This window comes from Rhizobium sp. CECT 9324, from assembly GCF_918741265.1.
Lineage (GTDB): Bacteria > Pseudomonadota > Alphaproteobacteria > Rhizobiales > Rhizobiaceae > Allorhizobium.
In genome coordinates, this window is record NZ_CAKKMZ010000001.1 from 1,063,086 (window position 1) to 1,077,969 (window position 14,884).

Genomic DNA, 14,884 nt, shown 5'->3' on the forward strand with positions numbered 1-14,884 from the left:
TCCCCGTTTTGATTTTGCTTTTTTTCTGGTGCCGGCCGTTTTCGGCGCGATCCAGGCTCTTCTAGCGGAGAAGACTTGAGGATCTCTTCATTAGCATGATTTAATTCTCGTTAAACGCGAGATTTATCCGCCCCGAGCGCAGAAATAAGGCCCCTGCGGCTGAAATCCATTTTGCTATTCCCTTCCTGTCATGAACGTGTTACCAGCCCTCGCCAACTTCCAAGCAGTTTTTGCAGGAGCAGCCGGACGTATATTTCGTCCCGGAGCTTCCGGCTTTTTACCAAACGAAGGAAATGGCAATGGCACGGATCGTGATTTCGGCAACCGGCGCAGAAGCGCTTACCTTTGACGATGTGCTGCTGCAGCCCGGCCATTCGGAAATCATGCCGGGCCAGACCAATATCGCCACCCGCATCGCAAAAGACATCGATCTCGCGCTGCCGATCCTGTCGTCGGCCATGGACACCGTCACCGAGAGCCGTCTGGCGATCGCCATGGCCCAGTCGGGCGGCATGGGCGTCATCCATCGCAACCTGACACCGATCGAGCAGGCCGAGGAAGTACGCCAGGTCAAGAAGTTCGAGAGCGGCATGGTCGTCAACCCGGTGACGATTGGCCCCGACGCAACGCTCGCCGAAGCCCTGTCGCTGATGAAGTCGCATGGCATTTCCGGCATTCCGGTCGTCGAGAACGGTGGTCGCCCGGGCCGCCTGGTCGGCATCCTGACCAATCGCGACGTGCGTTTCGCCTCCGATCCGGCCCAGAAGATCCATGAGCTGATGACCCACCAGAACCTGATCACCGTCAGGGATGGCGTCGAGCAGCAGGAGGCCAAGCGCCTGCTGCACACCCATCGCATCGAAAAGCTGGTCGTGGTCGACAACGAAGGTCGTTGCGTCGGCCTGATCACCGTCAAGGACATCGAGAAGTCGCAGCTCAACCCGCATGCCGCCAAGGATGCCCAGGGCCGCCTGCGCGTCGCAGCCGCCATCTCCACCGGTGACGATGGCCGCGAACGCGCCGAGCGCCTGATCGAGGCCGGCGTCGACGTGATTGTCGTCGATACCGCACACGGCCATAGCCAGAAGGTGCTCGACGCGGTCGCCGAAGTGAAGAAGATGTCGAACGCCATCCGCATCATCGCCGGCAATGTCGCGACCAGCGAGGGCACGCGTGCGCTGATCGACAGCGGCGCCGATTGCATCAAGGTCGGTATCGGCCCGGGCTCGATCTGCACCACCCGCATCGTCGCCGGCGTCGGCGTTCCGCAGCTCGCAGCCGTAATGGCGGCGGTCGAGGAAGCCAACAAGCACGGCATCCCGGTCATCGCCGACGGCGGCATCAAGTTCTCCGGCGATGTGGCCAAGGCGATTGCCGCAGGCGCCTCGGCCGTCATGGTCGGCTCGCTTCTGGCCGGCACCGACGAAAGCCCGGGCGAAGTCTATCTCTACCAGGGCCGTTCCTTCAAAGCCTATCGCGGCATGGGTTCTGTCGGCGCCATGGCGCGCGGCTCGGCCGATCGTTACTTCCAGGCCGAAGTGCGCGACACGCTGAAGCTCGTGCCGGAAGGCATCGAAGGCCAGGTTCCCTACAAGGGTCCGGTCTCGGCCGTGCTGCACCAGCTCGCCGGCGGCCTGAAGGCAGCAATGGGTTATGTCGGCGGCAAGGACATCAAGGATTTCCAGGACAAGGCGACCTTCGTGCGTATCTCCGGCGCCGGCCTGCGCGAAAGCCATCCGCATGGCGTGACGATCACACGCGAAAGCCCGAACTACCCGGGCGGTGCGTGATCGCTGAAATCCGTTAGACAGAGCACAGGCCCGAAGTCGGCAACGACCTCGGGCTTTTTCATGAGAGTGATTTGAACAAGGACTTTGCCATGACCGGTTTTGAAATGTTCTGGCCTTTGGTCGCCCATGCCTTCCTCGTCTTCTGCCTTTACGGCCTGCTGGTCCTGCGTCGCAGCGACGTTGTTCGCTCCGGCAAGGTGGAGCGCATCGCCTTTCGCGAGAACCTGGCCGAGCCCGAGGAAAGCCGCGTGGTCAACAAATCGATCGCCAACCAGTTCGAACTGCCGATCCTGTTTTACGCCGTCTGCGTCCTCCTCTACATCACCCAGGCCGACAATCTGGTCGCCGTCGCGCTCGCCTGGTTCTTCGTCGCGGCCCGTTACGCCCATGCCTATGTGCATGTCTTCGGCAACCGTCTGCAGCTGCGCCGGCCGCTGTTCGGCCTGGGCTTTGCGACGCTGTTTGCCCTCTGGGTCTGGCTTGTGGCGTGGATGGCGTTTTCGTGATCCTGCGGTAACGCAGTTTTGTCTGGGCTTGGCGGCGGCTGCGCCTATCTTTCCCGATGTTGAATTCAACATGGGAGAAGAACATGGACAAGCCGAAGATTACCCAGGCGATGATCAACGCCTATGATGAATACACCCATCTGACACTCGATCGTCGTGGCTTCATGGAAAAGCTGACCCGGCTTGCCGGCACCGGTGCGGCCGCCGCCGCCATCATGCCGCTGCTGGCCGCCAACCAGGCCAATGCCACCATCGTTCCGGAAGCCGACGACCGCCTCGAAGCGCAGGACATCACCTATCCGGGTGCCGGCGGCGAGATGAAGGGCTATCTCGTGATGCCGAAGGGTGCGACCGACAGGCTCCCGGCCGTTATCGTCATCCATGAAAACCGCGGCCTCAATCCGCATATCCGCGATGTCGCCCGGCGCATGGCGCTCGAAGGCTTCGTCGCGCTCGCCCCGGACTTCCTGTCGCCGCTCGGCGGCACCCCGGAAAACGAGGATCAGGCGCGCGAAATGTTCTCTGGTCTCGACATGGTGGCAACCGTTGCCAATGGCGAGGCGACCCGCGTGTTCCTGGCCTCCCATGAAAAGACCAATGGCAAGGTCGGCGCGATCGGTTTCTGCTGGGGCGGCGGCATGGTCAATCGCATGGCGGTTGCCTCGCCGGAGCTCGGCGCAGGCGTCGCCTATTACGGTGCCCAGGCGCCGGCCGAGGACGTGCCGGCGATCAAGGCGCCGCTGATGTTGCATTATGGCGGGCTCGACGAGCGTATCAATGCCGGCATCGACGCCTACAAGGCAGCGCTCGATGCCAATGGCAAGACCTATGAGCTGTTCGTCTATGACGGCGTCAACCACGCCTTCAACAACGACACCTCGTCGGCCCGCTACGACAAGGCCGCCGCCGATCTCGCCTGGTCGCGCACCGTCGAGTTCCTCAAGAAGAACCTCGCCTGAGCTTGCCGGCGGGGGGGATCTCCCCCGCCACCTTGGCTCAAGACTGTTTCATGTCATTCCGATGAAATTGCCGACAGATTGACACTGATCAATCGCGTTCCCTCCATACGCGCATAGTCTCCTGTCATACCCGCCGGGCGATCCCGCGGGGTGGTGCCCATGCAATGGGGCAATCGTCAAATTTGACTGGAGGATATGATGGCATCGACAATGAAAGCTGCGGTGGTGCGTGCGTTCGGCAAGCCGCTGGTGATTGAAGAACACCCCATCCCCGAACCCGGTCCGGGCCAGATCCTGGTGAAATACGAGGCAACTGGCGTCTGCCATACCGACCTGCACGCCGCCAACGGCGATTGGCCGGTCAAGCCCAACCCGCCCTTCATCCCCGGCCACGAAGGCACGGGTTATGTCGCCAAGCTCGGCGCCGGCGTCTCCCGCATCAAGGAAGGCGACCGCGTCGGCGTGCCATGGCTGCACACGGCCTGCGGTTGCTGCAATCCCTGCCGCACCGGCTGGGAAACCCTGTGCGGCAGCCAGCAGAACACCGGCTATTCGGTCAACGGCACCTTTGCCCAATATGGTCTGGCCGATCCCGATTTCGTCGGCCGCCTGCCGGACAATCTCGAATTCGGCGCGGCCGCCCCGATCCTCTGCGCCGGCGTCACCGTCTACAAGGGCCTCAAGGAAACCGAAGTCCGCCCCGGCGAATGGGTCGTCATTTCCGGCATCGGCGGTCTCGGCCACATGGCCGTGCAATATGCCAAGGCGATGGGCATGCATGTCGTCGCCGCCGACATTTTTGATGACAAGCTGAAGCTCGCCAAGGACTTGGGTGCCGATATCGTCGTCAATGGCACGGCCGAAGATGCGATCGAACAGGTGCAGAAGGCAACCGGCGGCGTGCATGGCGCGCTGGTCACCGCTGTGTCGCCGAAGGCAATGGAGCAGGCCTATGGCTTCCTGCGCTCCAAGGGCACGATGGCGCTGGTCGGCCTGCCGCCGGGCTTCATCTCGCTGCCGGTCTTCGAGACGGTGCTGAAGCGCATCACCGTGCGCGGCTCGATCGTCGGCACCCGCCAGGATCTTGAGGAAAGCCTGCAGTTTGCCGGCGAGGGCAAGGTGGCCTCGCATTTCTCCTGGGACAAGCTCGAGAACATCAACGACATCTTCAAGCGCATGGAAAAGGGCCAGATCGACGGCCGTATCGTGCTGGACCTGGCGGCCTGATCGCCAGTCGGTCTGCAAACGAGGCAAGGCGGCGCAGAAATTGCACCGCCTTCCAATCTATTGTGTCTCTCGGGACCGTTCTCAGGCCGCTGCGCGCGGCTTGTCGATCGGATGCTGGAAGCGGAAGCCGACGGCGAGCCGGTTCCACACATTGATGGCACCGATCGCCACCGTGATATTGGCGATTTCGGTTTCGCTGAAATTCGCCTTCAGGGCCTCGAAGTCAGCGTCGGGTGCGCCGGTGCCGGCAAGGTTCGTCACCGCATCGACCCAGCCGAGCAGGGCGCGTTCGCGGGCCGAGTACACCGGCGATTCCCGCCACACCGACATCATGTTGGACCACTGTTCGGACAGCCCGTCATGGCGGGATTCCTTGATATGCATGTCGACGCAGAAGGCACAGCCATTGATGATCGAGGCACGCAGCTTGATCAGGTGGATTTCCGAGCGGGCAAGGCCGCTGGACTGGACGTAGTTTTCCAGGCCGAGCACAGCCTTGAAGGCGGCCGGTGCCGCCTTCTGCATATCGAGACGGGGATGCATGATGGTTCCTTTCGAGGATGGGCAAGCCTTAGCGTGCGGCTTTGCGTTCGTTGATTTCCAGGAAGGCACAACCGCGCGCGGCAATGCCTCCATCGTCTGCCTCAGTCAGATCTGCGATCAGATCCGCGATGCTGGTTTTCTTCAGTTCGGCCCGATAGGCCCTCTCGGCCGCGAGCATCGCAGCGGCAATCCCACACGGTTTGTCGAAGTACCGCGCGGGGAGGGGATTGGGTCCCCGCTGGCGGATCTCGTTGCAGCGAAAGGCCGGTTGCGGACCCTCCACTGCGATAACGATGTCGAGAAGCGTGATCGCGGCGGCCGTTCGCCCGAGGCGGTAGCCGCCCTTCGGGCCGGGAACGGTGGCAACCAGCCCCCCAGCCGACAGTGCCTGCAGATGTTTCAGCAGATAGCTCGGCGATACGCCGTGAAACTCCGCAAGGGCTGCTGCCGAAAGCGTGCTGCCCTCTTCAAGGCTGGCCAGCATCGTCATGCAGTGGATCGCCTGTTCTATGCCGTCACTGAGTTTCATGTGCCTGCCCCTTATCGTGGATATAATTTATCCGTGATTATTGCAAGTGTCAAGGACGCTTCTTTTTCGCCGCCACTGCGCTAGGTTGAGAGAGTGTTGATGAATCAGGCCGCCGAGATTTTTCTGCCTGCCCCCTTCCATCGCTGGTTCGGCGAAAAGGGCTGGCAGCCGCGCGCCCATCAGCTGGAATTGCTCCGCCGCGCACGATCGGGCGAAAGCCTGCTGCTGATTGCGCCGACAGGTGCCGGCAAGACGCTCGCCGGTTTCCTGCCGGCGCTGACCGAGCTGACCGAGCGCGGCAAGCTGCCGCCAGGATCCGCCTTCACCGGCATTCACACGCTCTACATCTCGCCTTTGAAGGCGCTCGCCGTCGATATCGAGCGCAACCTGATGAAGCCGGTGACCGAGATGGGGCTGGCCATTTCGATCGAAAACCGCACCGGCGATACGCCGCAGGCCAAGCGCCAGCGCCAGAAGCTCAACCCGCCCGACATTCTCCTGACCACGCCCGAGCAGCTGGCGCTGTTGATTTCCCATGCCGATGCCGGACGGTTCTTCAAGGACCTGCGCTACGTTATCTTCGATGAACTGCATTCGCTGGTCACCTCCAAGCGCGGTCATCTCCTGTCGCTCGGTCTCGCCCGCCTGCGCCGGCTTGCCCCCGATCTCCAGACCATCGGCCTGTCGGCCACCGTCGCCGAACCACTCGACCTGCGCCGCTGGCTGGTCGCCCAGCCGCTGCATGCAACCGCGGAGTCCGGTGTGATCACCGTCGATGGCGGCGCCAGGCCGAACATCACCATCCTGGACACGGAGGAGCGCATCCCCTGGTCCGGTCACTCCGCCCGCTATGCCATCCCCGATCTCTACAAGGTGCTGAAGGATTTCCAGACGACGCTGCTTTTCGTCAACACCCGCTCCCAGGCCGAAATGCTGTTTCAGGAACTCTGGACCGTCAATGACGACAACCTGCCGATCGCGCTGCATCACGGCTCGCTCGACGTGTCCCAGCGCCGCAGGGTCGAGGCCGCCATGGCCGAAAACAAGCTGCGTGCCGTCGTCGCCACCTCGACGCTTGATCTCGGCATCGACTGGGGCGATGTCGATCTCGTCGTGCATGTCGGTGCGCCCAAGGGTGCCTCGCGGCTCGCCCAGCGCATCGGCCGCGCCAATCACCGCATGGACGAGCCGTCGCGCGCCATCCTGGTTCCGGCCAACCGGTTCGAGGTCATGGAATGCCAGGCGGCGCTTGACGCCAATTACATCGGCGCCCAGGACACCCCGCCAGTCGGCGAGGGCTCGCTCGATGTGCTCGCCCAGCATGTGCTCGGCATGGCCTGTGCGGCCCCTTTTGTCGAAAACGAACTCTATGAAGAGGTCGTGAGCGCGCTTCCCTATGCCGCCCTGCCGCGCGAAACCTTCGCCCGCATCGTCGAGTTTGTCGCCACCGGCGGTTATGCGCTGAAGACCTATGAGCGTTACGCCCGCATCCGCCTGACGGTCGATGGCACCTGGCGCGTCTCCAATCCGGCCGTCGCCCAGCAATACCGCCTCAACCTCGGCACCATCGTTGAGATGCCGATGCTCAATGTCCGCCTCGTCAAACGCAACCACCTGGGCTCGATCGGCCGCGGCGGCATGACGCTCGGCAAGGTCGAGGAGTATTTCTTCGAACAGTTGACGCCGGGTGACACCTTCCTCTTCGCCGGCAAGGTTCTGCGTTTCGAAGGCATCCGCGACAATGAATGCCTTGTCTCCAATGCCTTTTCCCAGGACCCGAAGATCCCCGCCTATGCCGGTGGCAAGTTCCCGCTGTCGACCTATCTCGCCGACCAGGTCCGCGCCATGCTCGACGATCCCGCCCGCCGCGCCAACCTGCCGGATCAGGTGCGCGACTGGCTGGCGTTGCAGCAGGAGAAATCCGTCCTGCCGAAGCGCGGCGACCTGTTGATCGAGACTTTCCCGCGCGGGGAGCGCTTCTACATGGTCATCTATGCCTTCGAGGGCAGGCTTGCCCACCAGACGCTCGGCATGCTGCTCACGAGGCGGCTGGAACGCAGGAGCACCAAGCCGCTTGGCTTCGTCGCGACAGACTATGCGCTGGCAATCTGGGGCCTGGAGGACATGGGCTCGATGATCGCCCGCAAGGCGCTGAGCCTTTCCGAACTCTTCGACGAGGATATGCTCGGTGACGATCTCGAAGCCTGGCTCAACGAAAGCTGGATGCTCAAGCGCACCTTCCGCACCTGTGCCGTCATCGCCGGCCTGATCGACAAGCGCCATCCCGGCAAGGAAAAGTCCGGCCGCCAGGTGACGGTCTCCGCCGACCTGATCTACGACGTGCTGCGCACCCACGAGCCGGACCATATCCTGATGCAAGCGACGCGACAGGATGCCGCCGCCGGACTTTTGGACATCGCCCGGCTTGCCGATATGCTAAAACGAATCAAGGGACATATCCTGCACAAGCGCCTGGAGCAGATCTCGCCGCTGGCGGTACCCGTGATGATGGAGATCGGCAAGGAGCCGGTCGCCGGCGATGCCCAGGAACACCTGCTGGCCTTTGCCGCCGAGGATCTGATGGCGGAAGCCCTGTCGTGAACTGGGTTGGCGTGAACTGGATTGGCCTGAACAGGGCTGGCATCCGCACTGAAAAACGCTAGAAGGGCGCAATGAACAGACTGGCACGGGCGATCGGTGAGCAAGAGGATGACGCAAGGCGCGCAAGCCTGGTGATCGCCGGACAGCTTGGCTTTGCCGATCTGTCGGGTGCGCTATATTTCCCCGATCTCGACCTGCTCGTCGTCTCCGACCTGCATCTGGAAAAGGGTGCCGCCTTTGCCCGTCGTGGCCAGCTGCTGCCGCCCTATGACACGCTCGCCACGCTCAAGCTGCTCGATGCGGTGATCGCCCGCTACCAGCCGAAGACCGTCATCAGTCTCGGCGACAATTTCCATGATCGGGCAGGGTCCGCCCTGATGCCGCTGCCGTTCCGCGAGATGATCGCCGCCATGGCGCGCGGCCGCGAGTGGATCTGGATCAACGGCAACCATGACCCGGACGGCACCACCGATCTGCCGGGAATGTCCGCCGACGAGATCGCCCTGTCGGGCCTGACCTTCCGCCACGAACCGTCGCTTGCCCATGGCGCCGGCGAGATCGCCGGCCATCTGCACCCCTGCGCCACCGTCCGCCGCCGGGAAAAATCCGTGCGCCGCCCGTGTTTTGCCACCGACGGCAACCGCCTGCTGATGCCGGCCTTCGGCGTCCTGACCGGCGGTCTCGATCTGCGCCACAAGGCCTTTACCGGCCTGTTTTCCCGCGCCGACCTGATCGCCCACCTGCTCGGCCGCGACCGGATATATTCGGTGCGTTTCGGCAACCTGCTCGGCTGAGCGGTCATCAATCCTTGCGGAAGATCAGGCTGGCCAGCCAGCCGGTGAGCAGCGCCAGCGTCACGGCAAACAGGCCGTAGAACAGCGGCTGCTGGTGGGCGGCCTGCGTGATTGCGTCCTCGAGCCCGGTCTTGATCACCCGCAGCGGCAGTTCCCGCTCGGTGATGAACTCGCCCGACTTGAACAGATAGGCATGCACCATATGCACCCCGTCCGGAATGTTCGCCGGCAGCCGCAACGTCGCCTTGAACAGGCTGGACGAGACGAAGCGCACGCCGTTCGTATCCCCCTGGTAGAGCCCTGCGGTCTGCTTCAGTCGCCGGAACGCATCGCGGAATTCGCCGAGATTGGCGGCATTGCTCAGGTAGCCCGTCGGGGTCAGCGCCAGATGCTCGATGCCTATGCCGAGCTGTGTCAGTTTGCCCGCGGCGGCAATCTCGCTCACTGGCCGCGTGCTCGCCAGCGAATAGGAGGTCGGCATCTGTTCGAAGGTCATCGAGGTCCGGTTGACCCAGATGCCGAACAGCCGTTCCTTGCGCCGCACGGTCGTCCAGTCGCGCGGTCCCTCCAGCGTCACCACCACGTCATACTGCCCGATCGCCAGCAGCAACTGGTCGGCATTGGCCAGCGCCCCGAAAATCGTCAGGTCGGCGCCGGAAAAGTCGGACGTAATGGCGATTTCGCTGGTCGACGTACCGATATCGAGCGTTTCCTGCCCGATGATCTCGGTGGCCAGCGGATTTTGCGCCGCGGCCGGAAGCGCGCTGGCAAGGCAGAAGGAAAAACACGCGGCGGCGATCAGCGTCTTCAACATCTCAGCCCCCGATCGCCAGCGAATAGATGTCATCCGGCGTCAGCACCAGTTCGATCGCCAGGCGCACGCCGACGGCCAGAACCAGCAAGCCGAGCAGCGCGCGCAATTGTTCGCCGCGCAGCTTCTGCCCGACCCGCACGCCGTATTGCGCCCCGATCACGCCGGCCACCATCAGCACGAAGGCCAGCACGATATCGACCGAAAAATTCGTCGCGGCCTGCACGATGGTCGTATAGGCCGTGGTGAAGATGATCTGGAACAGCGACGTGCCGACGACCACATTGGTCGGGATACGCAAGAGATAGATCATCGCCGGCACCATGATGAAGCCGCCGCCGACACCCATGATCGAGGTCAGGATGCCGATGGCAAAGCCGAGCGCGATCAGCGGGATGACGCTGAGATAGATCTTCGACTTCTTGAACCGCATCTTGAACGGCAGGCGATGCACCCAGTTGTGCTGTCCCGGCCGCTTCAGCGAGATCGTTTCGTTGCGCGCGGCGCGGCGCATGGCGCGCAGGCTTTCGACCAGCATCAGCCCGCCGACCGTGCCGAGGAAGACCACGTAGAGCAGCGAGATGATCAGGTCGAGCTGACCGAGGCGTCTCAGCCAGGAGAAGATCACGACACCGATGGTCGCGCCGACAAGGCCGCCAGCCAGAAGCACGAAGCCGAGCTTCATGTCGAGCGTACCGCGCCTGAAATGGGTGATGGCACCGGACACCGAGGAGGCAACCACCTGGTTGGCCCCGGTCGCAACCGCGACCACCGGCGGAATGTTGTAGAAGATCAACAGCGGCGTGATCAGAAAGCCGCCGCCGACGCCGAACATGCCTGAGAGAAACCCGACAGCCGCGCCCATGCCGAGGATGATGAAGATGTTCACCGATAATTCGGCGATCGGCAGATAGATCGTCACGCGCTGACCTCAAATGCGACTATCCGCGCTCTCGGCGCGGATCTCTGGAGGCCGGATCGCGGCCCGTTCACATATTGTCTAAAACGGGCGCAAGTCCTTGATTGGATTTGATCCCAAGCTTGTCTTTTCTTGCGCCCCCGGGGGCCGCAAGTCAATTCTGCAGCCACCCTTAAGCCCTGATTCTCCGCCTTTTATGACAGAGCGGTCATTTGTTGCGTGCGAGCAGCGCATTCACCAGTTTATCCGAAACCTGACCGGTCGGCTGTTCTCCCATCGACGTCTGGAAGGCCTTGATCGCCGTCACGGTCTTCGCACCCATCACGCCGTCCGGCTTGCCGGCGTCGAAGCCGTTCTTGTTGAGAATGGCCTGGATGTTGAAGATCGCCTTCTTCATGTCGACGCTGGCCGTTTTCAGGCCCTTGCCGGCCCATTCATCCGGCGTGTTGACCGAATTGGCATCGGCATCCAGCGGCTTTGCCTTCCACAGGTCCACTGCGGCGCGGGCGCGCTCCAGCTCGTCCGGCTTCATCGCATTGGCCACCTCGTCGCGTTTCTGCGCGGCGTCCTTGTCGCCCCCCGCGGCCGCCACGGCGAACCACTTGTAGGAAGCGGTCAGATCCTGCTTCACGCCATTGCCGCGTGCATAGAGGATGGCCAGGTTGAACTGGCTGTCGGAAATGCCGAATTCGGCAGCCTTCTCGAACCACTCCACCGCCTTGGCATAATCCTGCGCGCCGTCCGCGCCGGACGCAAAGAGCACGGCGAGATTGTGCATGGCGCTGGCATTGCCGGCATTGGCCGCCATCTCGTAGTAGCGCTTGGCCGCCACGATATCGCGCGGCACGCCGGTGCCTTTTTCATAAAGATTGGCAAGTCGATATTGTGCCGGCACGAAGCCGCGATCAGCCGAAAGCTGGTACCATTTGGCCGCTTCGGCAAAATCGCTGGTCACGCCGCGACCATCGGTATAGCGCGCGCCGATCTCGAACAGCGCCACCGGATCGCCGTCCTTGGCGGCAATCGACAGCGACGGCGGTGTGATCGCCGCCGGAACCACAATTGCGGCCGCCTTGGCGTCAACCGGCGTCGGTGCAGGCGTCGCGCTTTCCGCAACCGGTGCCGGATTGCTGTCCAGGGTCTGCGCGGGAGGTGTCTGAGCCTCTGTAGTCAGGGGCTGTGCTGTCTCCGTCGGCGCCATCAGCGCCGCGGTCGGTTCGGCCGCAGCAGGCATGTCGCCGATCATTGGCGTGGCGGCGTCCGCGTCCGGTACAATCACGTCGCTCGCCGTCGCGGCCTCTTCGATCGGTGTGTCTTCCGCGGGCTCCAGGGCGTCGAGGCTTGGCACTGCCATGGCCGCCTCGGTCGGTGCAGCGCTTGTATCGATCGTCGGCGCGGCTTCGATCGCCGCGGTGTCTGTAGTCGCGGGCGCCTGTTCGATCTGGCTGTTTTCGTCCGCTGCTGGTGCCTCGATCGGCGCCGGCTGGCTGCTGTTGTCGTCGCGCATCAGCGTGTTGACCAGCGGCATCGCCATGGCGGCCAGCAGGATCGCGCCCACGGCCATCAGGATCGGCCGGCGGTAGCGACCGAAAAGGGAGGTCTTCTGGGTGTCGCTCGTCTTCGCCTTCAGACCGGCGACCGCCCGGGCGGCCGGAGCCGTCTTCTGGGCACGGTCCATCTCCATCGCGGCCGCCTGGGCGGCGCGGCGGGCGGCGGCAATGTAGTCGGTCCGATCATTGCCGTCCTTGCCGGCGGCATCGTTGCGCGGAGCCTGCTGGCTGGCGCGAACCCGCTCCAGGATCTTGCGTACGTCCGGCGCACCGGAGCCTGGCTCCAGCAGTTCGTTGTCTTCATCCGCAGCCACGATGTCGACCGGGTCGATCGACGGTGCCGGGTCGATCATCTGCCGGGCCTCCGTGGGCTTCGGCTCCTTCTTCGCGGGCAGCAGTTTCTTGCCCAGTCCGGCCAGCAGGCTCGGCTTGGCCGGCTTCTTCTCGTTTCGCGCCGCTTCGATCACCGGCAGCGCGGTCATCGTTTCGGCAAAGGCATCGGCTGCCGCCTGGAGTTCGGCATCGATCGGATGCGCGTCGGCGGCGTATGTCTCGGTTTGGGCGGCCATGGGGGCCATGACCGGCTCGCGTGTCGCGGGTTCCGGGCGTCGGTCCTGCGGCTGGTGCTGGGTGATCGGCGCCTGGGCAAAGAGGGCTGGTTCGGGCTTGTGGACGCCGTCCTGCAATTCGTCGAGACGACCGGCGATCTGCACAAGCGTGCCATGCAGCGCCTCGAAGGTGCGGTGGGTCCGCTCCTCCGAATTGCGCGAGAAGTCTTCGAGCTGCCGCAGGTGGTCCGAAAGCGCTGTCAGTGCGCTGAGGTCGGCCGGGCTCGCAGTGGAAGACGGTCCGCGATGGGCAAAATTTGCCATCACCGTCTCGGCGGCCTGGCGGGCCGCCTCGATGATATATTCGTCGCTGGTTGCGACATAGTCTTCCAGGGCCGAGATCCGACCTGCGACTTCCGGATCGCTTGATGGCTGGCTGATCAGCATCGACAGATGCGCGATCTGTTCTTCGAGGCCGCGCAGGCTGGCGCTGTCGCCAGCCGGTGCAGATGCGCTTGTTTCTTCGAGCCGGTAGACGACGGCGTTCAACCGGTCTTCCAGGTCGCGGAATGCGCTGTCGTCGATCTGCGCGGTTGCGGCAACCGGCAGGTCGAGTTCCTCGATCCGCCGCGCCAGCACTTCCAGCCTGTCGGCCAGCCGATCGTTCACCGAACCGTTGTCCAGTGCGTCGATCTTGCGCGAGATATCGGCGAGATAGCCCGTGAGTTCCGGAGCCGGTACCGGCTTCTGTGTTTTCTCCAGCATGTAGGAGAGTTGGTCGAGACGGTCTTCCAGTGGCGCGGTGCTCTGGCTGGTCGACAGCTGTTCGATGCGCTGCGTCAACAGTTCCAGCCGTTGGGCCAGTTCTTCAGAAGCGTCCGTCTGCGGGTCGCGGCTGTCGTTCAAGACTTCGATCTGCCGGGCAAGGCCGGCCAGCCGGTCTTCCAGCCGGTGCAGGGTGGCCGTGTCGGTGCTGGCCGTGCTGCGGCTGCCGGCGGCAATTGCCCTTGTGATCTCGTCGAGCCGCATGTCGATGCCAGCAAACTGTTCCATCACCATGCGTTCGTTGGGGTCGATATGCGCCCCGATATGCTCGAGCGCGGAGGCAACGGTGATCAGCTTTTCCTCGAGCGCCCGAATGGCGCGCGTGTCGCCCATCGTGCCGAGATGCGCCTTGATATCGTCGAGACGGTCGGCCAGCCGGATGATTTCATCGCGCATGGCCGATGTGTCGAGTTCGCCGAGACGGACCTCGACATCGCTCCAGCGACGCTCCATGCGCACAACGGAATCCTCGCGGGCAAGGCCGTCCATCAACGAGCGCAGTTCATTGAATTCCGCCTGCAACCCGTCGGCACCCGGAGCCTTGGCGGCGTCAAGCTGGTGGATGCTGTCGGCAAGCTTGGCGATGTCGAGACGCATGTCCTCGCTCGGCCGGCTTTCCTCGGCCAGTGTGCGAAGGCTGCGCATCTCGTGGCGCAGGCCGGAAATCTCGCGCGCCATGCTCTCGGCAATGTCCTGCTTCAGCTCCTGGCGCAGGCTCATCAAAGCTTCGGTAATGTCATGGCTGCCGCTGTCGGCCCGCCGATCGCCGCGTGTGGTAAAACGGTCTGCCCCTCGCTCGCGCAGCGCTGGAAGCGGCTCGCGCAGCGACGGAAGTGGATCACGCAAAGGCGGCAGCGGTTCCCGCACCGGCTCGCGCAATACAGGCAGGGGGTCGCGGCTCGGTGTCGGGGACGCGGTCAGGGGCGCCGGATCGTTTCGATAGGCGCTGCGCTCGGCTATACGCTCCGGCACGCGGTTGCGGCTCTCTTCAAGGAGGCGCTGGCGTTCGCGGATTTCCGTCAGAGGGTCGCGAAAATCGCGCTGCGGTCCGGCTGCAGGCTCGTGTGCACGCGGCATCTCGTCGGCGGGACGGTTGCGGCCGTTTTGCCCCATCAGGCCATCGATCCGTGCCTCGAGACCTTCGATGGTACGACTCAGCGCGTCCAGCGAAGATGTGCCGCCGGGACGTTGAGAGGGTGATCGAGATCCGTTCATGGTTCTGCTCGCTTCGATGATGGCCGACGGTTACTCCGCTCGGCTGCGTCTGCCGCTGTCAGGCCTT

General features: G+C 63.6%; 11 protein-coding genes. 6 read left to right on the plus strand and 5 right to left on the minus strand.

Annotated features, from left to right (window positions below; translation table 11 throughout):
• Nucleotides 1–299 precede the first annotated feature (299 nt).
• From guaB to adhP, 4 genes are all read left to right on the plus strand, one after another.
• Nucleotides 300–1,790: an IMP dehydrogenase gene (gene guaB / locus LQ231_RS05090; RefSeq protein ID WP_230170534.1), complete on the plus strand. Its 1,491-nt coding sequence runs from the start codon at nt 300–302 to the stop codon at nt 1,788–1,790.
• An 89-nt stretch (nt 1,791–1,879) separates the two neighbouring features.
• Nucleotides 1,880–2,296 (plus strand): MAPEG family protein, encoded by a 417-nt coding sequence (locus LQ231_RS05095; protein WP_230170535.1) that lies wholly within the window; start codon nt 1,880–1,882, stop codon nt 2,294–2,296.
• An 83-nt stretch (nt 2,297–2,379) separates the two neighbouring features.
• Complete coding sequence (locus tag LQ231_RS05100; protein WP_230170536.1) at nt 2,380–3,255, plus strand: dienelactone hydrolase family protein; 876 nt, start codon at nt 2,380–2,382, stop codon at nt 3,253–3,255.
• 198 nt (nt 3,256–3,453) lie between these two features.
• On the plus strand, nt 3,454–4,482 hold the full coding sequence (adhP, locus tag LQ231_RS05105) for an alcohol dehydrogenase AdhP (protein WP_113143197.1): 1,029 nt from the start codon (nt 3,454–3,456) through the stop codon (nt 4,480–4,482).
• A gap of 81 nt (nt 4,483–4,563) precedes the next feature.
• On the opposite strand, the gene LQ231_RS05110 is transcribed toward adhP, so the two are convergent.
• Entirely contained in the window at nt 4,564–5,025 is a 462-nt protein-coding gene (locus LQ231_RS05110; RefSeq protein WP_230170537.1) for a carboxymuconolactone decarboxylase family protein, read from the minus strand.
• Nucleotides 5,026–5,053: 28 nt separating this feature from the next.
• Complete coding sequence (locus tag LQ231_RS05115) at nt 5,054–5,554, minus strand: Rrf2 family transcriptional regulator (RefSeq protein WP_113143199.1); 501 nt, start codon at nt 5,552–5,554, stop codon at nt 5,054–5,056.
• A gap of 99 nt (nt 5,555–5,653) precedes the next feature.
• Between LQ231_RS05115 and LQ231_RS05120 the strand changes: the two genes are divergently transcribed.
• Both LQ231_RS05120 and pdeM read left to right on the plus strand, forming a co-directional pair.
• A complete protein-coding gene (locus tag LQ231_RS05120; protein WP_230170538.1) occupies nt 5,654–8,155 on the plus strand; it encodes a ligase-associated DNA damage response DEXH box helicase in 2,502 nt (833 codons plus the stop codon).
• A gap of 71 nt (nt 8,156–8,226) precedes the next feature.
• Nucleotides 8,227–8,949 carry a ligase-associated DNA damage response endonuclease PdeM gene (gene pdeM / locus LQ231_RS05125; RefSeq protein ID WP_113143201.1) on the plus strand — a complete coding sequence of 241 codons (723 nt, stop codon included), beginning with the start codon at nt 8,227–8,229 and terminating at the stop codon, nt 8,947–8,949.
• A gap of 7 nt (nt 8,950–8,956) precedes the next feature.
• On the opposite strand, the gene LQ231_RS05130 is transcribed toward pdeM, so the two are convergent.
• From LQ231_RS05130 to LQ231_RS05140, 3 genes are all read right to left on the minus strand, one after another.
• The gene (locus tag LQ231_RS05130) at nt 8,957–9,763 is read right to left on the minus strand and encodes a TIGR02186 family protein (RefSeq protein ID WP_230170539.1); all 807 of its coding nucleotides are present in this window, start codon (nt 9,761–9,763) and stop codon (nt 8,957–8,959) included.
• A gap of 1 nt (nt 9,764) precedes the next feature.
• Nucleotides 9,765–10,682, minus strand: coding sequence for a sulfite exporter TauE/SafE family protein (locus LQ231_RS05135; RefSeq protein WP_113143203.1), 918 nt, complete (start codon nt 10,680–10,682; stop codon nt 9,765–9,767).
• A gap of 205 nt (nt 10,683–10,887) precedes the next feature.
• The gene (locus tag LQ231_RS05140) at nt 10,888–14,817 is read right to left on the minus strand and encodes a peptidoglycan-binding protein (protein WP_230170540.1); all 3,930 of its coding nucleotides are present in this window, start codon (nt 14,815–14,817) and stop codon (nt 10,888–10,890) included.
• Nucleotides 14,818–14,884: the final 67 nt, after the last annotated feature.

Excerpts from the sequence above, each read along its gene's own strand:
- LQ231_RS05100 (WP_230170536.1), top strand. The coding sequence starts at position 2,380 with ATGGACAAGCCGAAGATTACCCAGGCGATGATCAACGCCTATGATGAA.
- adhP (WP_113143197.1), top strand. The coding sequence starts at position 3,454 with ATGGCATCGACAATGAAAGCTGCGGTGGTGCGTGCGTTCGGCAAGCCG.
- LQ231_RS05140 (WP_230170540.1), bottom strand. The coding sequence starts at position 14,817 with ATGAACGGATCTCGATCACCCTCTCAACGTCCCGGCGGCACATCTTCG.
- LQ231_RS05110 (WP_230170537.1), bottom strand. The coding sequence starts at position 5,025 with ATGCATCCCCGTCTCGATATGCAGAAGGCGGCACCGGCCGCCTTCAAG.
- LQ231_RS05130 (WP_230170539.1), bottom strand. The coding sequence starts at position 9,763 with ATGTTGAAGACGCTGATCGCCGCCGCGTGTTTTTCCTTCTGCCTTGCC.
- guaB (WP_230170534.1), top strand. The coding sequence starts at position 300 with ATGGCACGGATCGTGATTTCGGCAACCGGCGCAGAAGCGCTTACCTTT.
- pdeM (WP_113143201.1), top strand. The coding sequence starts at position 8,227 with ATGAACAGACTGGCACGGGCGATCGGTGAGCAAGAGGATGACGCAAGG.
- LQ231_RS05115 (WP_113143199.1), bottom strand. The coding sequence starts at position 5,554 with ATGAAACTCAGTGACGGCATAGAACAGGCGATCCACTGCATGACGATG.
- LQ231_RS05120 (WP_230170538.1), top strand. The coding sequence starts at position 5,654 with ATGAATCAGGCCGCCGAGATTTTTCTGCCTGCCCCCTTCCATCGCTGG.
- LQ231_RS05095 (WP_230170535.1), top strand. The coding sequence starts at position 1,880 with ATGACCGGTTTTGAAATGTTCTGGCCTTTGGTCGCCCATGCCTTCCTC.